24 protein-coding genes and 4 pseudogenes are annotated in these 25,754 nt (G+C 50.4%); 20 read left to right on the top strand and 8 right to left on the bottom strand.

Annotated elements, in window-relative coordinates; all coding sequences use genetic code 11:
- Nucleotides 1-2 precede the first annotated feature (2 nt).
- Nucleotides 3-1,562 carry a methyl-accepting chemotaxis protein gene (locus ACMGGM_RS10245; RefSeq protein ID WP_045134804.1) on the top strand — a complete coding sequence of 520 codons (1,560 nt, stop codon included), beginning with the start codon at nt 3-5 and terminating at the stop codon, nt 1,560-1,562.
- Here ACMGGM_RS10245 and ACMGGM_RS10240 read toward each other — a convergent pair.
- Entirely contained in the window at nt 1,559-2,053 is a 495-nt protein-coding gene (locus tag ACMGGM_RS10240; RefSeq protein WP_014885300.1) for a PadR family transcriptional regulator, read from the bottom strand. The two genes, ACMGGM_RS10245 and ACMGGM_RS10240, sit on opposite strands and share 4 nt — an antisense overlap.
- 147 nt (nt 2,054-2,200) lie before the next feature.
- On the opposite strand from ACMGGM_RS10240, the gene ACMGGM_RS10235 reads away from it, so the two are divergent.
- Nucleotides 2,201-2,965 carry a siderophore-interacting protein gene (locus ACMGGM_RS10235; RefSeq protein WP_023331344.1) on the top strand — a complete coding sequence of 255 codons (765 nt, stop codon included), beginning with the start codon at nt 2,201-2,203 and terminating at the stop codon, nt 2,963-2,965.
- Here the strand turns inward: ACMGGM_RS10235 and ACMGGM_RS10230 are convergent, their stop codons facing one another.
- The 4 genes and pseudogenes from ACMGGM_RS10230 to ACMGGM_RS10215 all read right to left on the bottom strand — a co-directional run bounded on the left by ACMGGM_RS10230 (nt 2,966) and on the right by ACMGGM_RS10215 (nt 6,201).
- On the bottom strand, nt 2,966-4,135 hold the full coding sequence (locus ACMGGM_RS10230; protein ID WP_014885298.1) for a DNA repair ATPase: 1,170 nt from the start codon (nt 4,133-4,135) through the stop codon (nt 2,966-2,968).
- 265 nt (nt 4,136-4,400) lie between these two features.
- Nucleotides 4,401-5,033: pseudogene (locus tag ACMGGM_RS10225) on the bottom strand (site-specific integrase); the annotation flags it as partial.
- 3 nt (nt 5,034-5,036) lie between these two features.
- On the bottom strand, nt 5,037-5,603 hold the full coding sequence (locus ACMGGM_RS10220; RefSeq protein WP_014885296.1) for a PH domain-containing protein: 567 nt from the start codon (nt 5,601-5,603) through the stop codon (nt 5,037-5,039).
- A 16-nt stretch (nt 5,604-5,619) separates the two neighbouring features.
- Nucleotides 5,620-6,201: a phage repressor protein CI gene (locus ACMGGM_RS10215; RefSeq protein ID WP_045134847.1), complete on the bottom strand. Its 582-nt coding sequence runs from the start codon at nt 6,199-6,201 to the stop codon at nt 5,620-5,622.
- Between the two features lie 143 nt (nt 6,202-6,344).
- Here ACMGGM_RS10215 and ACMGGM_RS10210 point away from each other — a divergent pair, with 143 nt between their 5' ends.
- The 4 genes and pseudogenes from ACMGGM_RS10210 to ACMGGM_RS10195 all read left to right on the top strand — a co-directional run.
- Nucleotides 6,345-6,566 carry a hypothetical protein gene (locus tag ACMGGM_RS10210; protein WP_014885294.1) on the top strand — a complete coding sequence of 74 codons (222 nt, stop codon included), beginning with the start codon at nt 6,345-6,347 and terminating at the stop codon, nt 6,564-6,566.
- Between the two features lie 30 nt (nt 6,567-6,596).
- Nucleotides 6,597-7,100, top strand: a pseudogene (locus tag ACMGGM_RS10205) (phage regulatory CII family protein).
- A gap of 37 nt (nt 7,101-7,137) precedes the next feature.
- Nucleotides 7,138-7,263 (top strand): annotated as a pseudogene (locus tag ACMGGM_RS10200) (M15 family peptidase); the annotation flags it as partial.
- A gap of 84 nt (nt 7,264-7,347) precedes the next feature.
- Nucleotides 7,348-8,139, top strand: a pseudogene (locus tag ACMGGM_RS10195) (hypothetical protein); the annotation flags it as partial.
- 462 nt (nt 8,140-8,601) lie between these two features.
- Here the strand turns inward: ACMGGM_RS10195 and ACMGGM_RS10190 are convergent.
- Nucleotides 8,602-8,736 carry a hypothetical protein gene (locus ACMGGM_RS10190; protein WP_256046264.1) on the bottom strand — a complete coding sequence of 45 codons (135 nt, stop codon included), beginning with the start codon at nt 8,734-8,736 and terminating at the stop codon, nt 8,602-8,604.
- Between the two features lie 172 nt (nt 8,737-8,908).
- Between ACMGGM_RS10190 and ACMGGM_RS10185 the strand changes: the two genes are divergently transcribed.
- The 3 genes from ACMGGM_RS10185 to ACMGGM_RS10175 all read left to right on the top strand — a co-directional run bounded on the left by ACMGGM_RS10185 (nt 8,909) and on the right by ACMGGM_RS10175 (nt 11,836).
- On the top strand, nt 8,909-9,517 hold the full coding sequence (locus ACMGGM_RS10185; RefSeq protein WP_045134845.1) for a hypothetical protein: 609 nt from the start codon (nt 8,909-8,911) through the stop codon (nt 9,515-9,517).
- Nucleotides 9,518-9,901: 384 nt separating this feature from the next.
- Nucleotides 9,902-11,218, top strand: a complete 1,317-nt coding sequence (locus tag ACMGGM_RS10180; RefSeq protein ID WP_063943529.1) for a tyrosine-type recombinase/integrase — start codon at nt 9,902-9,904, stop codon at nt 11,216-11,218.
- Between the two features lie 3 nt (nt 11,219-11,221).
- A complete protein-coding gene (locus ACMGGM_RS10175; protein ID WP_063943530.1) occupies nt 11,222-11,836 on the top strand; it encodes a Fic/DOC family protein in 615 nt (204 codons plus the stop codon).
- Here ACMGGM_RS10175 and ACMGGM_RS10170 read toward each other — a convergent pair.
- On the bottom strand, nt 11,833-11,991 hold the full coding sequence (locus ACMGGM_RS10170; RefSeq protein WP_152594380.1) for a hypothetical protein: 159 nt from the start codon (nt 11,989-11,991) through the stop codon (nt 11,833-11,835). The two genes, ACMGGM_RS10175 and ACMGGM_RS10170, sit on opposite strands and share 4 nt — an antisense overlap.
- A 691-nt stretch (nt 11,992-12,682) precedes the next feature.
- Between ACMGGM_RS10170 and ACMGGM_RS10165 the strand changes: the two genes are divergently transcribed.
- The 8 genes from ACMGGM_RS10165 to ACMGGM_RS10130 all read left to right on the top strand — a co-directional run bounded on the left by ACMGGM_RS10165 (nt 12,683) and on the right by ACMGGM_RS10130 (nt 17,937).
- Nucleotides 12,683-13,036 (top strand): hypothetical protein, encoded by a 354-nt coding sequence (locus ACMGGM_RS10165; RefSeq protein ID WP_080470444.1) that lies wholly within the window; start codon nt 12,683-12,685, stop codon nt 13,034-13,036.
- Between the two features lie 251 nt (nt 13,037-13,287).
- Nucleotides 13,288-14,538 (top strand): HNH endonuclease, encoded by a 1,251-nt coding sequence (locus ACMGGM_RS10160; RefSeq protein ID WP_414149171.1) that lies wholly within the window; start codon nt 13,288-13,290, stop codon nt 14,536-14,538.
- Nucleotides 14,522-14,791, top strand: coding sequence for a hypothetical protein (locus ACMGGM_RS10155; protein WP_074171549.1), 270 nt, complete (start codon nt 14,522-14,524; stop codon nt 14,789-14,791). Before ACMGGM_RS10160 ends, ACMGGM_RS10155 begins: the two co-directional genes overlap by 17 nt.
- A 5-nt stretch (nt 14,792-14,796) precedes the next feature.
- On the top strand, nt 14,797-15,204 hold the full coding sequence (locus tag ACMGGM_RS10150; RefSeq protein ID WP_154816825.1) for a hypothetical protein: 408 nt from the start codon (nt 14,797-14,799) through the stop codon (nt 15,202-15,204).
- 13 nt (nt 15,205-15,217) lie between these two features.
- A complete protein-coding gene (locus ACMGGM_RS10145) occupies nt 15,218-15,808 on the top strand; it encodes a hypothetical protein (RefSeq protein WP_063943538.1) in 591 nt (196 codons plus the stop codon).
- 28 nt (nt 15,809-15,836) lie between these two features.
- The gene (locus tag ACMGGM_RS10140) at nt 15,837-16,250 is read left to right on the top strand and encodes a hypothetical protein (RefSeq protein WP_063943540.1); all 414 of its coding nucleotides are present in this window, start codon (nt 15,837-15,839) and stop codon (nt 16,248-16,250) included.
- A 9-nt stretch (nt 16,251-16,259) separates the two neighbouring features.
- Nucleotides 16,260-16,910, top strand: coding sequence for a hypothetical protein (locus tag ACMGGM_RS10135; RefSeq protein WP_063943542.1), 651 nt, complete (start codon nt 16,260-16,262; stop codon nt 16,908-16,910).
- 7 nt (nt 16,911-16,917) lie between these two features.
- A complete protein-coding gene (locus ACMGGM_RS10130; RefSeq protein WP_154816826.1) occupies nt 16,918-17,937 on the top strand; it encodes a hypothetical protein in 1,020 nt (339 codons plus the stop codon).
- 211 nt (nt 17,938-18,148) lie between these two features.
- Here ACMGGM_RS10130 and ACMGGM_RS10125 read toward each other — a convergent pair whose 3' ends face one another.
- Nucleotides 18,149-18,649 (bottom strand): HigA family addiction module antitoxin, encoded by a 501-nt coding sequence (locus ACMGGM_RS10125; RefSeq protein ID WP_080470446.1) that lies wholly within the window; start codon nt 18,647-18,649, stop codon nt 18,149-18,151.
- A 137-nt stretch (nt 18,650-18,786) separates the two neighbouring features.
- Between ACMGGM_RS10125 and ACMGGM_RS10120 the strand changes: the two genes are divergently transcribed.
- The 3 genes from ACMGGM_RS10120 to ACMGGM_RS10110 are packed head-to-tail and all read left to right on the top strand — an operon-like array spanning nt 18,787 to nt 25,747.
- Nucleotides 18,787-21,147, top strand: a complete 2,361-nt coding sequence (locus ACMGGM_RS10120; RefSeq protein WP_063943548.1) for a type I restriction-modification system subunit M — start codon at nt 18,787-18,789, stop codon at nt 21,145-21,147.
- Entirely contained in the window at nt 21,147-22,502 is a 1,356-nt protein-coding gene (locus tag ACMGGM_RS10115; protein WP_063943550.1) for a restriction endonuclease subunit S, read from the top strand. The genes ACMGGM_RS10120 and ACMGGM_RS10115 overlap by 1 nt, the downstream gene beginning before the upstream one ends.
- Nucleotides 22,499-25,747 carry a type I restriction endonuclease subunit R gene (locus tag ACMGGM_RS10110; RefSeq protein WP_063943552.1) on the top strand — a complete coding sequence of 1,083 codons (3,249 nt, stop codon included), beginning with the start codon at nt 22,499-22,501 and terminating at the stop codon, nt 25,745-25,747. The genes ACMGGM_RS10115 and ACMGGM_RS10110 overlap by 4 nt, the downstream gene beginning before the upstream one ends.
- Nucleotides 25,748-25,754: the final 7 nt, after the last annotated feature.

Here is a 25,754-nt window from a genome sequence, read left to right as displayed (position 1 = left end):
ATATGTTCTTACATGACGTAAAGATCGGCACGAAATTATTTCTGGCGTTTGGGTTCTTTATTGTCCTGATGGCAATCAGCGCGAGCCTGTCTCTGCTGAGTCTGAACCGGGCAAATAATGGGATGCAATCCATTATTACCCGTGATTATCCGACCACGGTAAAAGCGAACCAGTTAATCGATAACTTCCAGGAATTTATTAGCACTCAACAGCTGATGCTGCTGGACGAGCAGGGAACTTACACGGGGCAATCTCAGCAGCACCTGAAAGAGATCAGCGAGCACATCACGGTGATCCTGGGCGAGCTGAACAACGCGTTGCAGGATGAAAAGTCTCAGCAGGTGCTGGCGGATATCCGTAGCGTGCGCCAGCAGTATCTGGACTCGCGCTATCGCATCCTGCAGGCGGTGCAGAACAACAATCGTGCGGGTGCCATTCAAGAGATGATGACCACCACCCTTGCCGTGCAGCAGGCTTATAAAGCGAAAGTGAAGGAGCTGATTGCCATTCAAAACAGCGAGATGCAAACTGCAGGCGCGCAGGTAGAAGGGGATTTCAGGTCTAACCGACTGCTGCTGATCCTCATCACCCTCTTTAGCGTCGCGGCAGGCAGCCTGATCGGCTGGTTTATCGTTCGCGCTATCACCCGTCCGCTCGGCGAGGCGGTGAATTTTGCGAAGGCCATTTCAGAGGGCGATCTGACGGGCAGCATCACGCCGCACGGCAAAGACGAAACGGGCTTACTGCTGCATGCGTTGATGGAGATGAAAAACCGTCTGCTGGACATTGTGCAGCAGGTGCAAACCGGCTCGGAGAATATCTCCAGCGCAGCCGCGCAGATCGTTGCGGGTAACCAGGATCTCGCCGCGCGCACGGAAGAGCAGGCAAGTTCCGTTGAACAGACAGCAGCCTCGATGGAGCAGATCACCGCGACGGTGAAAAACACCGCCTCGCACACTGGCGAAGCGACCAACCTCTCGGCAGATGCTGCCACGGTGGTCAAAAACAACGGTGAGATGATGAAGCAGGTGACCAGCAAAATGCGCCTGATTAACGAGACGTCGAACCGGATGTCCGACATTATCGACCTGATCGACGCCATTGCTTTCCAGACCAACATTCTGGCGCTGAACGCGGCCGTGGAAGCAGCGCGCGCCGGTGAGCACGGTCGTGGCTTTGCGGTGGTGGCCGGTGAGGTGCGCCAGCTTGCCCAGAAGAGCGCGTCGTCGGCCAGCGAAATCCGTGAGCTTATTGAGAGCTCCACCAGTCAGACCCAGGACGGCATGAACCTGGTGGAAAAAGCGAGCGCGCTGATCAACGGGATGGTGGGCAACGTGGAAGAGATGGACGTCATCCTGCGTGAGATCCGCCAGGCCAGCCATGAGCAGACGGAAGGGATCTCGCAGATTAACAGCGCGATTGGCCTGATTGATGCCACCACTCAGCAGAACTCCGCGCTGGTGGAGGAGTCCGTCGCCGCGGCGGCATCGCTTAACGAACAGGCGATGCAGCTGAAAGAGCTGGTACGCGTCTTCCGCGTGAGCGAACACGCTCCGGCTTAATCCAGCTGGGAGATCTCGAGCGCCGCGCGGTCAATGACGCCGATAATCTGCTTAAGCTGCGCGTCGCTGAGCTCTCCCTGATTCACCTTCAGGTCTAACACCGCTTTAAAGTTATCCAGCGCCCGCTTCATCTGCGGGTTTTTGCGCAGCTGGAAGCCGACAGAACGCGCTTTGATGCGTGCCTGTATGTGCTCAAGCTGTTCCTGGTTCTCATCCAGCCACTGCTGGCCCGTCACGGTAATCGCAATTCGCTTTCTGCCGTTCTCTTCTTCCGTAATGGTGATAAAGGTCTGATCCTGCAGATAATCCAGCGTCGGGTAGATCACCCCAGGGCTCGGGGTGTAATTACCCTGGGTCAGGTTCTCAATCTCTTTGATCAGCTCATAGCCGTGGCTCGCATTGCGGGTCAGGATATCCAGAATCACCAGCCGCAGATCGCCGTGGCCGAAAAAGCGCGGTCGGCGTCCGCCGCCATCATGTTCGTGTCGCATAGTAATTCCTTCAATTTGATATATCTAAACTATATCTAAGATATATTCAGATGCAATCTAAAAGATCTTGCTTTTTTAATGATTAGTAATCATTATCATTTAAAAATTAATTTAGATATATCGTATTCATCAGAGAAGGGGCTAAAAATGGCATCTACCCGTTACCCACAGCGTGTTCGTAATGACCTGCGTTTTCGCGAGCTGACGGTGCTCCGCGTGGAACGCGTGAGCGCGGGTTTCCAGCGCGTTGTATTAGGTGGCGAGGCGCTGGAGGGGTTTAGCTCCCGCGGCTTCGACGACCACACCAAAGTCTTTTTCCCGGCACCGGGGGCGGTGTTTGTGCCGCCCGTGGTGACTGATGAAGGCATCGACTGGGGCGACGGCGTGCGTCCGCAGACGCGCGACTATACGCCGCTGTATGATGAGTCTCGCCATGAACTGGTGCTCGATTTCTTCATTCATGACGGCGGCATTGCCAGCAACTGGGCGGTTGAGGCGAAAGCGGGGGACACGTTGACCATTGGTGGGCCGCGCGGTTCGCTGGTGGTGCCGGAAGATTACGCCTGGCAACTGTACGTGTGTGATGAATCCGGTATGCCTGCGCTACGTCGACGTTTAGAGAGTCTTGCTAAACTGCCGGTTCGCCCAGAAATTCACGCGGTAGTAACGGTCGGGAACGACGCATATAAGGACTATCTGGCGCACCTGAGCGACGTCGACATCACCTGGGTAGTGGGCCACAGCGAGCAGGCGGTGGCGGATCGTCTGGCGGCGTTGACCGTTCCGGCGGAAGAGTACTTTATCTGGCTGACCGGGGAAGGAAAGGTAGTAAAAAGCCTGAGCCGTCAGTTTGACACTGACGCGATTGATCAACAGTTGGTGCGTGCCAGCGCCTACTGGCACGCTAAATAATCAGGCTGCTGAATCCATCTGCGCTTCGTTCACCTGGTGTTCGAGCGAGGCGCGAACCTCGTGCAGGGCTTTCTCCTGCTGAGCAAAGTACGCCTCCATATTGCTCAGCGACGACACCAGCAGCCAGGACTCTTCTTTCTCCAGCTCCGCCAGCTCGTTCACTAAGGTGTCGATTTGCTCGCGTACCTGCGCCATTTTTTTGCGGATACGTTCCAGATCGTTCAGCCTGTCGCTGGCCATCAGCGGCTCGAAGCCCTGCTGCAGGCGGGCGACCAGCGAGCGAATAGCCTTGACGTCGCCACGCTGTTTGGCCTGGTTGAGCTGCACCATCATCGCGTTGGCTTCCTCTTTCAGGTCGTCCGCCACCAGGTCCGGATGACAGAGTTTGCTCGCCTGCCGCCAGAGACGCTTGAGTTCGTTCTGATCTTCTTCAGAGAGGAGCTTCCCTTTGCGCAGCCGCATTTCGACATCGTGATGTTGCTCGCGATACTTCTCGTACTCTTCGTTGGCTTCGTCACGCGCCTGGCGAGCAGGCTCCTCTTCGCGCGTTAAGCCGCTCTCCAGCTCCAGCGCCTCGGCCAGCAAATTAGCAATCAAATTACTTTGCTGCTCCAGATGCTTGCGCGCTTCAGCCGCCTGCACGGAGTCGGCTGGCAGATCGCGCCAGCGCTGGGTGAGCGTCGCCAGCACCTCTACCGCCTGCGCCATATAGCGCTGGCAGCGACGGTAATCTTCCTCGCGACGACGCGCCTCCGCCTGCTGACGACGCAGGTTCAGCTCCGCCAGGGTTTTACGCAGAGCGAGGATTTGCTGCATCAGGGGACCCAGACGAGAGAAATAGAGATCGTTGAACTCATCAAGCTGCTGCACCCGCGCGTTGCGGCGATCGATGAGATCGCGCAGACGCTCTTCCAGCGCCTTCAGCTCCAGCTTGCTGGCTGCCACTTGCGGGTCGCGCCACGGAGTGATGGCGCGCTGGCCCTGCAGCCAGGCGGTAATGGCCCTGATGGCGGCGGTGTAGTTCTTCTGCTCAAGCGCCACGACGATTGCCTGTAGCTCATCGTCAAACGCTTCATTCTTCAGCCGTGTCAGCTGGCTCTGGATGATGTCGTCATCTTCCAGTTCAATGGCATTTTTAATGATTTCTAGCCGTTTGATCGGTGTGCTCATGATGCCTTTCGCTTTGGCGCTTAAGTATTTGAGTTAAGGGTAGTTGTGGGCAACGCTACAGGAAATAATACACACGGATGATGATCGGCGCGATGGGGGATTTCTTTAGTTTTTAGGGTTTGTGAGGGTGAGCGGCAGGACGGACTACATTTGATTGATTCCGTGTGTGCTTGCACAGGGTGCAGCAAAAAATCAGAGGAGGAATATAGCCTGGCGAATGCCAGGAGGAAAACTCAGGGGACAACAAGGGGGCACCCGTCATTCAGCGAGCACTAGTAGCCAGGCAAATTCTGACAATCATCTCCAAATCTTTAGCAGAGCTGTGGTGGCTTTCTTCTAAGAGACTGTCAATCTGCTCTCCAGTAAGAAATGCCATCTCACTTTCTTCTGTTCTGAACTGTCGAATGTTATCTGGCGGGTTTGGCGCTTCCCATTCGCCAAGTCGTTTCAATTCATTGAACACCGCGAGGAAATACGCGTGCTCTAAGTTCATGGTGCGAGGCGAAACCTGAGTAACGCGCTTAGTACGGGCAAAATGGCCATCGAGCCTTTTTGCCCGGTACGCGGTGAAAAGCTGGGCTAAGAATTCAGTAGCCAGGGGCGACCCTATGCACAGATCTGCCCAGAGCATGGTGCTTTTACGTTTCTCGCCGTCACGCAAAGTTATTCCATGGCGCTCAAACCATAGATGGACTATATCCGAAAGACGACGTTTGTCTTTGCCCTGGCCTAACCAGGGCGTGTCCTCAAATTTTTGCAGTGTGTAATTTTCAAACGCCAGCGCTTCGCCTTTAGTGACAAACTTCCTACGAACCCGCTTGCCGTCTTTACTATCAGTTCTGTCTACAGTGTAAAAATCAGCAACCCGTTGGCCGTTAGCTAACTTTCTTACAGACATAAATTAACCATTCAAAATGAATTTTTTCTGCTGCTGGAATTCTTCTTCTGTAAGAATCCCTTCTTCTTTCATTTTTGCAAGACGTTCAATTTTCGCCATTTGATCATCGAATGATTGAGTGTCTTTGGTCGGTTCTTGTTGTTGCGAGGCAGGGGCGTTCAGAGAGTTTTTTGTTTCGTTCACTAAATTTGTGAAGGGTATAACTGAGCCTTTCATGACATTTTTGATTGTGTAGTTTTGGCCGCTAGTAGAAATCATAATTTCACCAAACATAAGCCCCGTCTTGCCGCCTACGCTCACAATGTTGTTGAGGTTGATGTCAACCTGCTTAACACCAAAAATCATGCCCTTATCAAGGAAAATTACGCGTTTATTTGTCAGTGTGATGAGCCAGGTGTTGCCGTCCATCATGCCACTGGCAATGGCCACCGGACGTTCGCCCGAGTTCAAAATTTCAGGGAGGTGAAAGAATTCTTTTTTTGTACCAAAGGGCGTGTCAGATACAACGCCAGCTAAGCGTTTCATCTCCGCTTTGAGTTGGTCTTTTGATGCTGTTTTGTAGTCAATCATCTTCAAATCCTTATGCTTATCTTATTGTTAATACAACCCTACCAAGAATTTTTATATCTTCTATTGCACAATCAAAGGCCATGCCGACGCCACTTACTCTGACTTTCTTAATTGGGATGCGGGTAAGTGTGCGAATGCTTATTTTACCTTCAATTTCAACCAACCACTGATCGTCATAAACCTCAGTAAATAAGGTATCCACGATAAATTGGCTATTACCTTCATGGACGCAGATTGGGGACTTAGGTAAAGGGACTCCCGGGAGGAATGAGACCTTATCCAACATGTACCTGCCAGCATCGTAAAGAAGGCCATCAACGATTTTTCGACGAGGCATTTTTATAATGTCGAGTTCTTCGTCGTCAAATTTCCTGTCTTGACCAGTAGCAAGCCATTCTAACGATGCGCCAGTTTCAGCTACATACCTAACTAGCATGTCAGCGGGAAAGCCGCCTCGTTTGTAGCGTCCAGCCAGGCTACTCGATGCCATTCCAAAGTGATCGGCAAGCATCAGCTTAGACGTAAAGCCATAAGCATTAATCACTCTGTCGAGTACTTCATTGCTGTGGCTGATTTGTCCGTAAGAGAATTTGCCCATAATTTAGTCAGGTTTTCGCAAAATGCGATAAATCGATTTATTTGTCGCTTAATGCGATCTGGACTCTCCTTGTTGTAGCTTTTTACGAGTATAGGTTAATAACAGTGGATATTGGCGTATCCACAGCAAGAGGAGTTTGCATTATGCGTCCCAACATTACAATCGTGATCCCCGATCCATACATTCCACTTGATGCATATTGCCGCCGTACTGGCATGTCGCGAAGTACTGCTGAGAATTTGATTTCCTACGGAAAACTCCCTATCAAGCCTAAAGGTGCACAGAAAAAAGGGCTGGTTGAAGTGAACATGGTCACCTTAACCGTAATGGCGTTAAGCGAATGCGATGTTTCGCTTAACGCGTAATTCATCCTACGGATTAGGGAGGAGCTAACAATGTTTGACTATCAGACTTCTAAACATGCTCATTTTGATGCTGCTTGCTGAGCGTTTGCGCTAGCGCACAATCTGGAAGATGTAGCTGCTGCCGTTGGTATGCGTTCGCAGATCCTCCGCAATAAGTTAAATCCGGTTCAACCGCACCGCCTGACCTGCGATGAGCTTTTGGCTATCACCGATTACACCGAAGATTCGCGGCTATTGGATAGAATGCTGGGGCAGATTAACAGCCTCCCGTCCGTTCCTATCAATAACGCCATTGAAGCCAACATGCAGTTTTGCGCGTTAAGTGCCGCCGCCAATGTGGGGGCAATCGCTGGGGAAGCCGTTTCAACTGAGCACATGACCGCCGCACGCTGCACACAAATTCTTGATCGTGCCCGTGATGCCATCCATTCCCTTTCCGTTCTGGCTTACACCGTTGAAAGCCGCCTCCAGTCTGCGCCGGTTCTTGCTGCTGCCGTCGATATCGTGACTAACAGCGCCAGTAGCATGATGTGAGGGTTACCGTGATGGTGGCCATTCTGATCCACTGGAAACGGACACGGCTGATTATCTGCCGCTGGGTGAATACTGGGAATCGCTGGGCGGAACGTGGGGCGGGCGTTTCAAATCCCGTCCGGCTGGTAATCACTTCAGCCTGGAACATAACGGGATGCGCTGATGACAAACGGCCTGTGGCAGGTATTGGTTTCGCTGGTGTTTGTCTTGGGCTGGTCGACCGCTGACTGGCGGCGTGACAGTCTGGAACCCGGATAAAGACACGCCTGCTTACTCAGCTGTGCCTCTGCCGGTTCCTATGGCGGGTAACGATTCCGGGATGTACCAGTTTCCACCTGAAGGGACGCTGGTTGAAATTGCTTTTACTGGCGGAAGGCCGGGTAAACCCTTTGTGCGGCAGACCGTACCGGAGGGAACCAGCTTACCGGATATCCAGCCTGGCGAGCAGCTGCAACAGCAGCGTGCGGAAGTGTCTCAGCGCGTCACCCTGGCGGGTGACTGGGTGAGGCAGACAGACCAGACGATCAGTGAAACCTCAATGGCGCGGGTTGTTAAGGCCGCTTCGGAACAGCGGGAGCTGGTCAGCCGGGAAACCATGATTAAAGCCACGGATAAAATTACCGTGCTGGGCACGTCCACACTGATGGCCGGAGCCATTCAGCAGGTATGCACGGGGGATTATAGCCAGGCAGTGAAGAACCGCGTGGCGAGTATCGGCGGCAATGATGAAACAGACATAGCCGGGAGCCAGACAGTCACAACGGGTAAAGACCCGATCGAGAAAATTGGGCAGATACGCAAAAGCGTGGCGGTCGTGCAACAGCAGATTATTGCCCCGGTAGTGTGGATTGACTCTGGCACAATCAATGTGGCGCAGCTGATGCTCGACACGCTCGAGGTGGTGAAAGAGCTGGCAGAGCAAACGGCAAGCCACACGCACAGCAATACGGGAGCACCGACCAACGCGGGAGCCATACGGAACACCGGAACGAAAGCGGACACGCTGAACGGCAAATACTCCCCGTTGATTGGCAAGTAAACCTGTCCAGAACATAACCCGCGAAAGCGGGTTTTTTTATGCCCTTCATCCCCTGGCGGGATATCTCTTTTCTTACCTCTTAAGCGGTTATCGCTACGTGCTGTCAGCGGCGCTATGGCGCGTTCAGCCTTTTCGCACACTCAGAGCCACCCTTAAAACAGATCGTGCGCACAGCGGGGCGCTGGTGCTTCACAGCACGGCCAAAAAAATCTTTCGCAGACCAAAATCGCACTACACCGCACCCGCCTGTGGTTTTTGGATCATAAAAATTTTTCAGTTTTATTTTTCTACAAACCAGACCGACAGGCCGCGCCAGTGCTGGCGGCTTTAAGGAATACCGGAACTGAAAAGATTGAAAAGAATTTCAGTGTTTTTCAGTTTTAGGGATCTGCGTAGGATCTAACGAAAATCGTAACCAACAGATAAGTAAGGAAATTTTTTATTTTGTGTGAGGCGGAAAGATCAAGTGGCGCGATAGGCGGCAGACAAAGAAAAACCAGCAAAGCCGTGGCTGGTGCGGGTTTGAATCGAGATCAGCATTTTAAAAAGGCTGAAAAAATTTTTAGTATTGTTTGAACCAAATTGTGTGTAATTCATTGAGCAATGCCCGATGGTAATCAAGATTCAATGCTAATTTTCATTACACGATAGTAAGCCACATCTTTATGAAATCGTATCTAGATTACAACCAGATTGAGAATATACTATTTCTAATTAGTGCCTTCGCGTTGTAAATTAATACAATCTTTGGGGATTTGGGTTACGGTAAATGCAAATTATTAAAAAATGGTGGGCAGTACTTGCTGTAGTGGGATCTTCTTTGTTCATGGTGGCAACTATGGACTCCAAACAACTCATTGATAATTACCATCTTGCTGAAAAATGGGTTATGTCTAGTCCGACACTTGAAGGCTCATGGTCCTCCTCTTATCCAGGAGAAGATTTTGAAGGCTTGTCTGAAAATAAGTGGATTGAATCGCCAGAGCAAACAGTTGTTGAAGTTTCTATAAACGGACGTGATGTTTCCGGAATCATATCAACGCCTCAGATTAGAGAGTTCATCGATAATACCCCTCAAATGGTAGATTATTTTATGCTTGAAGGCCATCGAACAATGTTCAGCCACTCGTCTGAAGCAAGAGCCTTTGAATACATTGGCGGCCACAAATATATTTTTGCGGAATTAAGTTTTACCCTGGAAGATGGGCGGCTTTTGATGACTGATCAAAGTCCCGGAAAGAGTAAATTTGTGCCCCCAGAAACTACACTCCTAAAGCGGTCAGAAACATCATTTGACGAGCGCTTGCAACTTCATCTTGACGACTATGTAAAAGAAAAGGCGAAAAAGCTCATTCCGATGATTAAAAAGCTTCAGTAGGAAAAGCAGAGGAATGGTGATAGAGGCGCTGATAAATGAGTTTCTAGTAGCAACTACTGCGACACTTTTGCGACACTCAAACACTTATAAACAAAAAAGCCACTCGCGAGAGTGGCTTAATTATATGATTCTAAAGCTAAAATTTGGTGGCCCCTGCTGGACTTGAACCAGCGACCAAGCGATTATGAGTCATAGAATACCTGTTTTCTCAAACTTTCTTATTTGTTCTGGTTTGTATTTTAAATTGCTTTAAATCATGGGGTTGTGGCTTTGTCATCGTTTTGATTTGTTCCTAGATGTTCACGGCAGTAATATCGTTACCTGACCCATTACCTGACCCAAACTTTGATTGGGTCAGGTAAGCGAAAATGAACAGGTGATGACGTGGCAACGCATTTAACGGATACGGCAATACGCGGGCTCAAGCCTAAAAGCACGTCCTACTATGAGTGGAGTAATAGCGGCCAACGCGGCGCAGGGCGGCTTGGCGTAAAAGTGCAACCTTCAGGCAGTAAGATTTTTTACTTTCGCTATTACGTTGATAAAGGCAAGAAAGAGAAGTTTATCCAGTTGGGTATCTGGCCTGAGATGAAACTGGTGACGGCCAATGAGCTGGCGAAAAAGTATGGTGCTTGGCTTATTGAGGGCAAAGAGCCGCAACAAGAGCTTGAGCAACAACGTCTGGCCGAGCAGCACATCATGCAACTTCACCGTTCTCAGGGGTCGTTTGAAGAACTGGTGCAGGGCTACGTTAACAAAATGAAACAGGACAACAAGCGTACCTGGGCAGATGTGTTGAAACGGCTGGAGAAAGAGTGCTACTCAATTATTCCTCGCGAAATGAAGGCAAAGGATGTCACGTCCTCACAGGTTAAAGAAATTCTGGCTGGCATCATTCAACGCGATGCAGTTGTCCACTCGAACCGTATCCGTTCGTATCTGATGGCAGCATTTAACTACGGTTTAAAAGCCGATAACGATCCGATGAATACTAGCGTGGGTATTACGTTCGGTCTTGAAGTTAATCCGGTATCGGCTATACCGAAGCAGTCCTCGGCGGAGAAAGTGGGTGATACATGGTTAACGCTAGAAGAGCTACGTTTTGTCATGGAACAGTTCGCTCAGGCAACTAACGTTGGGCCGCTGATGCAGCACCTAATCCGCTTCTGTGTTTATGCTGGCGGGCAGCGCCCGTTTGAAATGATTGCCAGCCAGTGGAGCGCGATTGACTGGCAGCAAAAGACGCTACTGGTCATAGCTGATGTATCGAAAAACAAGCGTGAGCACCTGATCCCGTTGACTGAATCGGCACTACAGGAATTAGCTTCGGTGAAAGAGCTGACTAAAGAAAGCAACAGTCCCTATATTTTCCCGCTATCAACCAACGGCGAGCGACCGGTGCGCACCGACAGTTTGGCGCGTTCCATTATGTATTTTCGGGCTTTTAATCCTGAGTTTAAAGTTTTCACGGCGCGAGATTTACGCCGGACCTGTAAAACGCTGATGGGAGAGGCGGGGATTAGCAAAGAGATCCGTGACCGTATCCAGAATCATGCTTTGAATGATGTCAGCTCGAAACACTATGATCGTTATGATTATCTGTCAGAGAAACTCAGGGCGCTTGAGGTTTGGGAAGACAGGGTCAATTCCTATCAACGACAGCAGGAACACAATGTCGTGAACTTGTTCGGACGGAGGTAATGCTTGTCAAAATATGAGCTTAATTCAGCAGAAGAGCGGTATCAGCCGGGCTCTGGTGATTTAGTTTTAGCGAACAAGCTGGACATTCTCGACGTGGCTGAAATGGATGCATTGGAATCTGGGCTGCTGCTCATGTTGTATGAGCAGCTATTTATTAGCCAGCAACCACCAGCAACCTTGAGTTTTGAGCATATTCGCGAGTGGCACCGCAAATGGCTAGGTAATGTCTACGACTGGGCTGGAAAGCTCCGTCACGCGAACCTTGCAAAAGATGGGTTTCAGTTTGCTGCTGCGGACAGGATCCCATTGCTGATCGCAGGCTTTGAAAAACAATACCTTTCCCGCTTCACGGAATTGAACACACTGTCTCGCGCCGAGCTGGCTGGTTTTTTGGCTGAATGCCATGTGGAATTTATTTTGATCCATCCCTTTCGGGAAGGTAACGGGCGTTTGTCGCGCTTACTTTTTGATGTACTGGCGGTTCAGGCGGGTGTTGGGGTGCTGGATTACAGCTTATGGGATGAGCATAAAGCATTTTACTTCAAGGCGATTCAGGCTGGTGTGTCAGGTAACTTTGCCCCCATGATCCGGTTGGTTAGCGATATTCTGCCTGATTAACGAGCCAAACCAACCGCTTTAGCCTGTGCCTGAAAGCGCTTGAGCTGCTTCTCGATTTTCTCCACAGAAACGCCGGTTTCAATTGCAGTAGAGCTGGCAACGGTGCGGAAAAGCTGCGTTTTAGTGACCAAAGGATGCGCTGTTTTCTTTGTCATGGGTAGAGCCTCATAGTTGATGCCTACATTCTAGTTCGCCCTGATACTGCTCACAAGAGGGGCTCGAGATTGTGCCATTTATGCATAGTAGGTGCGTGGCGAGCGCGACTAGTTGGCAATCGATTAGCAACGAGCAGATTTGTTTACGGACGTTGGGGCATTTCCGCCTACGTTTGTTAACGCTGTGTCGATTTTGAAACAACTTTTCAAAGCACGAATAGCTAAAGAGCTTTGCTTTCTCAGGGTTCCGTGCTTTTTTCTCAATGAGTATCTTTTTTCAGTTGCTGCTGGGAAAAAGCAGCCGTAAATTTGCGCAGCTTTGTTGTACGAAACTACTATGCAAGGCAGATAAATATCATTCTCCGCAGTGCCGGAGAATCTCCTAAAAAATGAGATAGCGAAAAATGAAAAAAATTATCCTGATTGCCGTTCTGGCGGTAGCAGCATTCACTGGTTCGGCTAATGCCTGCCCTGCTGGGACCCATCCACACGGCGGTACTGGCAGTCATCATGCAGGCGGAACCTGTTACTAAAATTAGTATCCTGACTAATTTGATTGTTAGCCACGTTCTTGCGTGGGCCTTTTAATTGATGCATTCGCAATAACAGAAATTCAATCCGAAATAGATTAAGCCAAATAAAGGGTTAATCTTATCGGTAGTTGCTTGCTTCTATTATTACAGGAAATACCATGAAACTTATTAAAGCAGCCATTGTTGCTGTCACCTTTGCTGCATCCTTATCTGCTTTCGCAAATACCACCTACAGCACCTATGGAAATACGACTTACGGCAGTAACGGTACCACCATGCAGACGTATGGCAATACCACCTATGGTAGCAACGGTGCGACTGCTCAAACCTATGGCAACACAACCTACGTGAACCAGGGTAACCAGAGCACTACTTACCAAACATACGGCAACACCACTTATGGCAGCAACGGCACCACAGCGCAAACATACGGTAATACAACGTATATCAACGACGGTCACGGCAACACCAGCACCTGCCAGGTGTACGGTAACCAGACTTACTGCAACTGATAGCGGTGAGAGTTCCCAAATTTAGTCAACCATTACACCACTCTGCATGGTTGAATCCGGTGAAAAGGATTTGTGTGAAGCGGCGATCGGATCGTTATCCATCGCGCAATTCCCAGTTTTTGAAAATGACGCGCAGTACAGCACCTTCCGAATCATTTCAGTGGATGTAAACCCTTAATCAGTTTTAACGATCTGTCAGTCTGAGAGCTGCGAGCATGAGCCAGGCAATGATTACCCCCGAAATTCAGCAGGTGCTGGACTATCTGAACATCACACGCGGTACCGAACGTTACCGCGATATGGTTGTGCTGGTGGCGAAGTTCGCCTTTTTAAACGACGTATGGCAGATGCGTTTTCTGGTGCAGATCCATCCGCTGTATTTGGCTTACGTGAAATTTAACGATGCTACTGCTGACGACGGCAAGCCGTTCACTCCCGCGATGAAACATCGTATGTGGCAGGACGCCCTTAAGCCGTCAAAAAGCTGGATGCGCACCCGGATTATTTCCGACCTGATGAACTACCGCACTCGCGATGGCATGGCGAATCTGGTACCTGCGCACATCATTCAGGAATATTTTCCGAATGAAACCTACAGCACACAAGCCATCGCCGCGCAAAAACACCTGGATGAGCTCGCCGCCCAGGCAGAAAGAGAACGCCAGAAAAAAGCCCGGAATGAAGCTGTTTCGCAGCAAAAGAAAACGTTCCTAGCTGCGATGTACGAATATCACAAAGAACAGCGCCAGAAAGATATGACTCGCGCCGAAAAGGCCGCAGAAGAAGAACGCGAGCACCGCGCCGCCATTCTCTGCAAAAACTCGCAGGTAGTAGCCCGCGTGCCTGAGCACCATATGAAGTATTTAAACGCCTTCATTGTCGCGTCATTGAGCACCCGCGATTTTATGTCTGTCGATTCCGTGGTTAATGGTTTTTATGCTTGGGTGCAGGATAACGCCGACTGGGTGAGGGAAGGGGCGCTGACAGAGCTTTATGACGTCATTCCCGCACTGGAAACTCCACCAGCAGCGCCGGAAGACGATAAGCCGACCGACGAGCAGCCGGAATCCGAAAAACGCCTCAAAATGGCGGATATTGAGCTGGTGGGCAGCGTGCAGGAGCGCACCGTTAAACAGCGCGACGCGGCGAAGCAGAAAACTTTCCGAGAATACTGCTTTGAGAACTTTGGCGACCGCTGCGCGATCTCCGGCAAGAAGCTGGGCGGCGTGCTGGAAGCGGCTCACATTCAACACGGCATCCGGAACAACCCCAGCAACGGCATCTTGATGGCTCCGACGTTCCACAAATTGTTTGACCGTGGGCTGATGGCCATCAATCCGGAAAGCCTCGGCGTGCACTTTGCGCCCGGCATTGAGTGGGAGGAATATGAAGGGAAGGTGATCGCGCCGCAGGTGTGGGAGCTGGACAAAGAACGTCTGGCGGTGCGCTGGCAAGAATTTATCGAAATCTTTGGGGAACCCAAAAATGAAAAATCTGCGTAAAAATGCAGGCCGGACTTCTACCGGCATCCATATGCTCCAGCGCAGCGGCAGGTTTTACCGTTTCCGCTGTAACCGTGCGACATTAAAACGCTTCACCTCTGTTGATGTTAAGCCCGACTTTCGGCATTTATTCGGGGAGAAAGGGGAGTCGGCCTATCTTTCGGATCCGTTCGATTCGGTTGAAGAAGGCGCTTCTGAACTCTGCCGGTTCGTGGAAAAAGTTTGTGGCGTTCAATGCACATATAGCGAGTGATAATCATGCACCTGATACCCTGGCGCGTCATTTTCTTCTTCATCATTCCATCAATCCTGATCCTCTGGAAAGTACTTCCGTGGGCTCGTGCCAAAGGATTGGGATTCATTACTAAAACCTGCATCAATACCGTCATTCTATGGCCGTGCATGCTTGTTGCACCGTTCAGCCTCGTTTATGTCGATAAATTGATTATCTGGAGCCTGGGCGATAGTACTGCCCCTGGTGATGCAGATAAGGTGGCGTATATCACGAATCAAATGCCGCGTGATATGGACTATGCGCAGCGCATTACAGATGCGAACTATCTTTTGTTGCTACAAGTAGCAGTAGTCGTAGGCATTGTTTTAACGCTGATTTATACGGCTCACCTGGCGCTAAAAAAACGTGGCAAGTCCTGGACGAATCTCTGAGAGGCAGTGAAATATGAAAGATCTGATGTATAGCGAGCTCGTGGAGACACTCAGAAGCAGTAACGAACCGGTGATTGTCGTTATTGATGAGCTTTATCAGAACAAAAAGAAGGTTGCCGCAAGCCTTGCCGCTGATGCTGGTATCTCACCTGTATTCCCTCGCCTACAATTCAGTCCGTCGTCTGAAAAGCTGGAAATGCGCCGTGAAAGTTTACGCCGTATGGGCGGAAAGCCTGTCATGTTTATCAATGATTACCCGCTTGCTTGCCACTGGGAACCTGGGTTTAAGGGATACCGTTTAGTGGACGCAGAGCAATTAGCCATCTTTGCCCGGATTGAAAAAGAGAACGAATGGATCCGAAGCGCTCCGACGAAAGAAGAACAGCGCGAACGAGCTGATCAGGCTATGGAAAAGGCCACAAGCAGTTTCAACAATACGACGTCCGGCATGCTAAAAGAGAGTCAGGCTATCAGCGCAGAACTGGATGAAAAAGCCGCCAGAATCATCGCTGAGCACGACGAGGAAGGGTTTAAAGCTCTCCAGGAAGAATACAGCAAAGAAAGTATCTTCAAACGCCTGCAGCGGCGCATGTTTGGGAAATAAAAGGGATATCGAAATGGAGATAGCAGCAATGAAACAGAACCAGGAGCATTTAGATTTGATCCGTGCCAGCATCAAACACCACGTTGACGCTGGGCATGATTTCTCTATCGCGCAATCTGCTACCAATGTGCTGTTGCGCCTGCATACCCAGGACGGCACACGGGAAAGCTCGCTGTACTCTGGCTCCGGCATCGCAGAAATGTACGCGTTTGCGTGCGATCAGCGCGATACCTACCGGGCAGAGAAGCAAGCCCGCGATTTCCCGACCGTTGAGCTGGTATTACCGAAAGAACACATGATGGCGCTGGCGCAGCTCGTTAAGCGGATCCCCTTCTCAGATGTGCGTAATAGCGCAGTCGATGATCGTGAATGTTATTTGATGATGGATGCGCTGGAGCTGCTGCGTAAAGCCCTGGCTGATGTTGGCTACGCGCCGCGCTGAGGAACCTCGATGAAACGTTTACTCATTGCCACCGTGCTGGTGGCCGTTCTCACCCCGGCAGCGCACGCGGCCACCTTGGGCGAACACAAAGACTGTTCTAAGCCAATCAACGCGCAGGCGCTCACTGAGCTGGCGCAATACCCGGAATACAAGGCCGACCCGAAAACGTACAGCGCCGCGCTGGTGGCATTTTGCGAGCAGAGTAAGACATTTGACACGCTGGGTTACGCCGCGCTCCAGGACAAGGCGAATACGCTCTCTCAAGGCTGGTCTGACAGCCATTTCAAAGGCGATTCTCGCGGCTCCCGATTCGCGGGAATGATGAGTTATAGCCTGTACTGGGCGGTAATGAACGGCTACACCGGCATGGATGAGCCAAAGCCCACACCGAAGCCTAAGCCAACAAACACCACACCGGCAATATCGATGCCGGAATGCGAAGGCATTGCCCGCACGCTGACTGAGAACGCGATCCCCCGTGGCGTAACCGTCACCCTCCAGGAATTCAACAAAACAGCAGGCGAGCTCTATATGACCTGTGCTATCGGCGGTAATGATGGTCACCAGCGTAAAAAGGCCGCACCAGACTGGATTCAGTATAACGGCGGGGCATATCTGGACGCATATCAGCAGGGCTATGCGATCGGAGAACAGCGTTGAGCACAAAATGAGTTATAACCCTCAAACTGATGCGATGAACCCGCGTCAGCTCTACAAACAACTTATCTGGTGGGCACAAGTTCATCCTGTTGCATCAAATTGCTACGGCGAAGACCATCACATAATCCAGCGAGCTATTTTCCGCCATCATAACCGGCTTTATCTGGAGGCTTTAACTGTTCGCCTGACTGCCTGGCACCATTATACCGCTCATCGTCTCTATGCTCGCTGGAAAGAGACAGCACCCGCCTGGCAGGCTGTCTATGCCATGATGTTGGATAAACGCGGTAAAAAGGGGAGTGGTCGGCAGGATATAACTGATGGCGTAACATCAGAAATGTATAACCATGCCAAAGAGCAAGCCATGATGCTGCGAAGTATTGATCCCACATGGATAGAGCGTAATCAGGCTGGTTTGGTGAAGCGGCAGGCTAATGGCCATGCAGATAAGCTGACGGCAGCTCAAGCACTCCGCTGGCAGCGTGAAGGTGAACGCGAGCGCATGGGTGAAACACTACAGTCTTCAATGACTGCCGCAGTATTAGCCCGGCGCGAAGCTACGATGCGTGATAAATATCATTCTGATCCGGAATGGGCGGCGAGTCGTATGGCGAAAGTGAATGAGGCCTGGGGCAGGCCGCTAATCACTATCCGGCTCAGTGACGGGTATCAACAATACTGGCCTTTAGTGGCTGATGCTAACCGCGCTTTAGGCGTATCAAATGGCAAGTTCTCAATGGTGGCCAATGGTAAAAGGCGCTCTGCTGGTGGGTATGGTGCACGTTATGCCACGCCAGAAGAAATTGCTGCAGGGAAAACGCTGGTGGTCGTCGAAGTTCGAAAAGTAAAAACAAAGAGTAGACCGGTGATCCGGATAGATCCTGATGGTACGGAAATCCTGTTTGATACCGTACCAATTGCGGCAGCGGCAACACCAGGCGCATCTGCTTCTAAAATTTGCCTTGTCTGCAAAGGTAAACGGGAAACCAATGCCGGTTATCGCTGGCGATATAGCGAATTACAGTAGTTAGGGTGCTGACTAATACAATCGCCCAGATCATTCGTAAAAAAACGTATCCGGTCGCGTTTTTCACATCCGGTGAAACGTGATCACTACAGTTAAAGCCAGTCACAGCAAGGGCTGGCAGGTGGGGATCATTTTTTGTATTGGTTTTTTCAGTGGGTTTTGATGATCATTTTGGAAAATGATCCGCTTGTTCTCGCTCAGTAATTTACTTTCAACTATATGATTTATTGGAATTAAACATCGTTACGACCAGGCGTGACAGTGAGCGTTTATCCACTTTGATCTGCAGTAATTCGTAATCATTTTGCATTTTCAACCAGTGCTCGGGCGTTCCGCCTAATACATAGCTGAGCCGAACGGTGGTTTCTGGCGTGATCCGCGAGCTGCCGTACACCAGATAATGGCAGGCCGAAAGACTCATGTTCATCGCTCTGGCGAAAGTGGTCATCGTTATTTCATTCAGGGCAAGAATCCCTCTGATTCTTTCTGCAGGGACAGGGCTTTGCAAATTTTCGCAGCCTTGCATCCATCGAGAGCAGGAGCGTAGTGCTCTGCGCTTAGCCTGGCGGGCCCGTTCGTAGGCATAATCAGTTGGCATGACGATGGCTCCATTTACAAGCGTGTTCTGGTGCCCAGCCTGGTCATCAGAAATGAGGTTTTGCGCCATTCTAACCTGTAATCGAGGAGTATAGGCCGTGGGTAATACGCTCATTCTGGCCACCGTTCATTTCTTTGTCCTGTATCGTTTGCGATAGTCTTCGTAGCGGGTATTATTTTGCGCACTGCATTCCAAAATTGAATTTTGCCTGAGCATTTTGCTCGATGGCTGCAATCTCTTCCGAGGGCTTCATGACTAACACAAACTTCTCTCAAACGGCTGCGTTTATCTGGTCCGTCGCTGATTTGCTGCGCGGTGATTTCAAACAGTCTCAGTATGGGCGCGTGATCCTGCCTTTTACGCTGCTGCGTCGTCTTGAGTGTGTGTTGGCGGAGACCAAAGATGCGGTGGTGGCGAAATATGATGAATTAAAAACCAGCTCATTGCCGGAAGATGCCAAAGAGAAGTTTCTGCTGCGCGCCAGCACGTTTTCCTTCTTCAACACCTCGAAGATGGACTTAGGCAAGATGGGCCAGAATGACATCAAAGCCAACCTGGAAAGCTACGTACAGGCGTTCTCCCCGGCTGCGCGTGAGATCTTTGAACACTTCAAATTCAGTGAGTTTGTCGGCCTGCTCGAAGATGCCAACCTGCTGTTTAAAGTAGTGAAGAAATTCGCCACCACCGATCTCAGCCCGAAAGCAATTTCTAACTATGAGATGGGCCTGGTGTTTGAAGAGCTTATCCGTCGTTTCGCGGAAAGCTCCAACGAGACCGCTGGTGAGCACTTCACCCCACGCGATATCGTGCGTCTGACCACCTCGCTGGTGTTTATGGAAGATGATGAAGCGCTGACGCAGGACGGTATCATCCGCACCATTTATGACCCGACGGCCGGGACCGGCGGCTTCCTCTCTTCAGGCATGGAATATGTGCATGAGCTGAACCCTAACGCGGTGATGCGTGCCTTTGGTCAGGAGCTTAACCCGGAATCCTACGCTATCTGTAAAGCCGACATGCTGATCAAAGGTCAGGACGTCAGCCGTATTAAGCTGGGCAACACCCTCTCTAACGACCAGCTACCGCAGGACCAGTTCGACTACATGCTCTCTAACCCGCCGTTTGGTGTCGACTGGAAGAAGATTGAGGGCGAGATTAACGACGAACATACGCAGAAAGGCTTTAACGGTCGATTTGGCCCGGGTCTGCCGCGTGTATCCGACGGCTCGCTGCTGTTCCTGATGCACCTGATCAGCAAAATGCGCGACAACCACAATGTGGATGGCACCGTGAGCAACGGTGGACGTATTGGGATTATCCTTAATGGTTCGCCACTGTTTACCGGCGGGGCGGGCAGCGGTGAGAGCGAAATCCGTCGCTACATTCTGGAAGCCGATTTGCTGGAAGGTATCGTCGCGCTGCCAACGGACATGTTCTACAACACCGGCATTGCTACCTACGTCTGGATCCTCTCCAACAAGAAAGCGCCTGAGCGTAAAGGCAAAGTACAGCTGATTGATGGCACCAACCTGTGCGGCAAAATGCGTAAATCGCTGGGTTCCAAGCGCAACCTGATGGGCGAAGACGATATCAAGCTGATCACCCAGACCTTCGGTGATTTTGAGGTCGTGGATGCCACCACTCTGGAAGAACTGGGTCTGGAAAAAGCCGCTGAGCAAAAATCCAGCCGTGGTCGCCAGCCTGCCACAGCTAAAACCGAAGCGCCGAAAACCTTCGCCAGTAAAATCTTTAACAGCACCGACTTTGGCTATCGCCGCCTGACCATTGAGCGTCCGCTGCGGTTATCTGCTCAGGTGACAGATGAAGCGATTGCGACTCTGCGCTTTGCGCCGAAGCCCTTTAACGCGCCGATGGAACGTCTTTATGAAGAGTTCGCATCCCAATGGCAGAAGGACACCTACGGTGATTTCTCAGAACTGGAGGCAGAAGCGCGCGCCATCATCAAAGCCGAATTTGCCGAGCTGAAAGAGAAGCAGATTAAAGACCTGTTCGACAGCAAACTGTGGCTGGCGCAGAGCGCCTTTATGGAAAAAGCGCAGCAGATTCAGGCAGCTCTGGGGGCGCAGGCGGGTGGCAAAACGCTGGTAAGCAATGACTTCAATCAGTTCCAACTGACCCTGAAAGGGGCCATCAAAACGGCTGGCGTGAAGCTGGATGCAAAAGAGAACAAGCAGTTTATCGAGGCCATCACCACCAAAAACCCGGAAGCCGAGCCGGTGGTGAAGAAAGTGCTGAAAGAAGCTGCTCAGCCGCTGTACGGCGCGTTTGAGTACAAAGGCAAGGTTGTTGAGTTTGAGCAGGACGGCGAGCTGCGTGATAACGAGAACGTGCCGCTGAATCCGGCAGTATCCACCAGCGACCTGATTGAAAACTATTTCGAGTCTGAAGTGCTGCCGCATGTGAATGACGCGTGGATCAACGCCGATAAGCGCGACGCGAAAGATAATGAGGTGGGGATTGTCGGTTACGAGATTCCGTTTAACCGCCATTTCTACGTCTACCAGCCGCCGCGCCCGCTGGAGGAGATTGATGCCGATCTGGATGCGGTCAGTGCCGAGATTATGAAGCTGCTGCAGGAGGTACATTCCTGATGGCTAAGTATAAGGCGTATCCGGAGTATAAGGATTCTAGGGTAGAGTGGCTGGGGATGGTACCCTCTCACTGGAATATTAAACGGCTTGGTCAATTTTTTGAGGAAAGAAGAGATAAAGTTAGTGATAAAGACTATCCTCCTTTATCTGTAACTATGCAGGGTATTGTCCCCCAGATTGATACTGCAGCTAAAACAGATGCAGGCGATAATCGTAAGCTGGTTTTGAAAAATGATTTTGTTATTAATAGCCGTTCAGATAGGAAGGGCTCTTCGGGCGTGTCCCAACTTGATGGGTCTGTTTCATTAATTAGCATAGTAATGGAGCCTAAAAGAATAAACCCTAAATTTGCTCACCATTTACTCCGAAGTTATCCGTTCCAGGAAGAGTTTTACCGCTATGGTAAAGGCATTGTTGCAGACCTTTGGAGTACAAACTCTTCTGAAATGAAGAATATCCTTATCCCTGAATTGGCAGATGATGAGAGTAATGCAATTGCATGTTTTCTCGATCACGAAACCGCAAAAATCGATAACCTGATTGAGAAGCAACAGCAACTGATTAAACTGCTGAAAGAAAAACGTCAGGCAGTTATTAGCCATGCCGTCACCAAAGGGCTAAACCCTGATGTGCCAATGAAAGATTCTGGTGTTGAATGGTTCGGGGAAGTACCGGCGCATTGGGTTGTGATGCATATGCGTCATGCAATTGTTCGGATTGAACAGGGAAAAAGCCCTGAGTGCGAGGCACGTAATGCTGAAGAAAATGAATGGGGTGTTTTGAAGTCTGGGTGCGTGAATAGTGGTCTTTTTAATGAAAAAGAGCACAAAGCGCTACCACCCTCAATAATTCCAAATATTGAGTATGAGGTTCATCCCGGTGATCTCATTATGTCTCGAGCAAGCGGTTCGGTCGATTTAATCGGTTCAATGGCTTTTGTCTATAATTGTCGAACGAAATTGTTGCTTTCAGATAAAACATTTAGAGTTATACCGACAAAAAAAATTGCCTCTGAATTTTTATCTCATTTAATGGGCTCCCTGCCAATGCGAAACCAGATTAAATTGGCTATAAATGGCGCTGAGGGGTTAGCAAATAATATAACGAAAGAATCAATAAAGTCATTTTATATGGTTGCACCCAGCTTTAGCGAACAAATCGAAATTGCTAGTTTTATAACTGGAAAAAATAAGATCTTTGATCTGCTCGAAACAAAACTTAATAACTCTATAAAACTTCTCCAGGAACGCCGCACCGCCCTGATCTCCGCCACCGTCACAGGAAAAATCGACGTCCGCGATTGGGTTGCCCCTGACGCGCAGGATGTTGAGGCAATTCAGGAGGCCACCGCATGAGCATGGACAGTACCAAGGAGCTGATCTTCCAAAATGAGATGATTGCTCAAATGGAGGCAAAAGGCTGGATTCGTGGCACAAATAACGGCTACGATCGCGAACGCGCACTGTACTCACAGGATGCGCTGATCTTTGTGCAGACCACACAGCCGCAGGAGTGGGAGAAGTTTGCTAAAATTTATCCTACCGATACCGAGCGTCATTTCCTCGATGCGCTGGTGGCGCAGCTGAAAAAAGCGGATATCAATGCTACCGATATGCTTTCACGCACTTACGGCACGCTCGGCGTGCTGCGTCACGGTATCAAAAGCCATAATGCGCGTTTTTCGCTGTGTCAGTTTAAGCCGGAACATAACCTTAATCCGGAAACCCTGACCCGCTACAAACAGAATATCTGCCGCATTGTGCCGGAGCTGGTTTACAGCCCGCATGCGTCGAACGCTGCATTTGAAGAAACGGGTAGCAAGGCAAAGAAATGGCGTATCGACCTGGTACTGTTCGTCAATGGCCTGCCGATAGCGACCCTCGAACTGAAGTCTGAATTTAAGCAGGCGGTGCAAAACGCCATTACGCAATATAAGAAAACGCGTTTGCCGAAGGATCCTGGCACCAACAAACCTGAGCCGCTGCTGACCTTCAAACGCGGTGCGCTGGTGCACTTTGCCGTCAGCCAGTACGAAGTGTTTATGGCGACCAAACTTGATGGCGATAAAACCTTCTTCCTGCCGTTTAACAAAGGGACTCATGACGGCGGTGCGGGAAACGACATCCCGGAAGATGCCAACGACTACGCCACTAGCTACCTGTGGAATGAGGTGCTGTTGCCGGACAATCTGCTGAAAATTCTCGCGAGCTTCGTGCATCTGCAAATCGTCGAAAAAGAAGATGCCATTGGCCTGAAGTACAAAAGCGAGAGCCTGATTTTTCCGCGCTATCACCAGTGGGACGTGGTGAACAAACTGATCACCGCCGCAACAGCAGAAGGCACCGGCAATAAATACCTGATTCAGCACAGTGCGGGGTCGGGCAAATCGAACTCTATCGCCTGGACGGCCCACCAGCTTTCCCGGCTGTATGATGAAAATGGCGAGAAGCAGTTCCACTCGGTGATTGTGGTGACGGACCGCACCGTGCTGGACGATCAGCTGCAGGACACCATCTATCAGTTTGAACATCAGGATGGTGTGGTCGGGCGTATCAATAATAAAGAGGGTGATGGTTCTAAATCGGAGAAGCTGGGTAATGCGCTTTTAAACGCGCAGCCGATTATCATCGTCACCATTCAAACGTTCCCATTTGTTCTAAAGACGATAGAGAGCAATGTCAGCCTCAAGCAGCGAAAATACGCGGTGATTGCCGATGAAGCGCACTCCTCGCAGAGCGGCTCTACGGCGCGTCAGCTGAAAGAAGTGCTGATGACCGAAGAAACGGATGACGACGTAGAGATGTCTTCAGAAGATATTCTGGACGCCACCGTCGCCGCGCGTAAAGGCAGCAACAACCTCAACTATTACGCCTTTACCGCCACACCGAAAGCCAAAACGCTGGAGCTGTTTGGCCGTCGTCCTAATCCACTGGAACCAGCTTCAAAAACTAATAAGCCAGAAGCGTTCCATGTTTACTCCATGCGTCAGGCCATCGAAGAAGGCTTTATTCTTGATGTATTGAAGAACTACACCAACTACAAGGTGGCGTACAAGCTGCTGCAAAAGCTGGACGATCCTGACAGGGAAGTGGACAGCAAAAAAGCGAAGATCAAGCTGAACCAGTGGGTCTCGCTGCACGATCATAACGTGTCGCAGAAAGTGAAGGTGATTGTTGAGCACTTCCGCAAGCATGTGATGCACTTGCTGGCCGGCCAGGCGAAAGCGATGGTGGTAACCAGTTCGCGTAAGGCGGCGGTGCGCTATAAGCTGGCGTTCGATAAATACATCGCCGAGCAAAAGTACGACAAGATCAGCGCAATGGTAGCGTTCTCCGGGGAAGTGGAATTCCACGAAGAGGACCATAACAGCCTTGCGCTGCTTAATCAGAAGTTTACCGAAATTAATATGAACCCTGGTCTGAAAGGCCGGGATATGCGTAAAGCGTTTGATACCGACGACTACCAGGTGATGCTGGTGGCCAACAAATTCCAGACCGGTTTTGACCAGCCCAAGCTATGCGCCATGTATGTGGATAAAAAGCTGGGCGGCGTGGAGTGCGTACAGACGCTGTCGCGCCTGAACCGTACCTATCCTGGAAAGGCGCAGTCCGGTACCTTTGTGCTCGATTTTTACAACGAACCCGACGAGATTTTGGGCGCTTTCCAGCCGTACTACCAGACAGCGGAACTGACGGATGTCAGCGATCCACAGTTGGTCTTTGAGCTTTATGAAAAGCTGCGGGCCAGCGGTATTTTCTTGTGGAACGAAGTTGAGCAGTTCTGCGAGGCGTTCTTCAGCAAAAACAAATCCAACGCGGCCATTAGTAATATCTGCAAACCAGCAATGGAACGCTGGAAGCATCGCTACACCTCGGCGATTGATGCTTATGTGCTGGCGAAAGAGATGTTTGAGCGCACCAAAAAGACCGGTGATGTTGTGCTGATCACCAATGCGGAAAACACCTTTAAGGACTGCGAGAAAGAAAAAAGTAAGCTCGATATCTTCAAGAAAGATCTCGGCAGCTTTGTCCGCTTTTACGAGTTTATGTCGCAAATCGTCGATTACGACGACAAGAACCTGGAAAAGCTGAGCCTCTTTGCCCGTCACCTGCGCCCGTTGCTGCATGAACAGCGCATCGAAGAGGACGAGATTGACCTTAGCAATGTGGAAATGAGCCATTACCGCCTGTCGAAGCTCCACGAACAGCATCTTAAGCTGCAAGAGGATGCTGAAGAATACAAAATCAAGCCGGGTAATGATGTCGGTACGGCGAAGCCTAAGGACAAGAAAGAGGAGTTTCTTTCAAATATTCTGGCTCGTCTGAATGAGCTTTTTGTCACCGATAATCTGACCGATAAAGACATGATCAATTATGCTTTTGCGGTGCGCGACAAACTGTCAGAAAACCAGGCGGTGATGACTCAGATCGCCAACAATACGCGTGAGCAGGCGATGCTGGGCGATTTCCCGAAAGCCATTGATGATGCCGTGATGGACAGTAACGACGCCCAGCAGGAGATGATGGTGCAATACCTCTCTAACCCTGAACTGGCGAAGGGCTTTGCACGCGTGGTGTTTGATATGTTGAAAGGGGCTTAATTGTTGC

The organism is Enterobacter sp. BNK-14, from assembly GCF_047456095.1.
In the GTDB taxonomy this organism is placed as follows: Bacteria; Pseudomonadota; Gammaproteobacteria; order Enterobacterales; family Enterobacteriaceae; genus Enterobacter; species Enterobacter kobei.
Note: the sequence above shows the minus strand (reverse complement) of the source record. Positions and strands in the feature narration are given on the sequence as shown.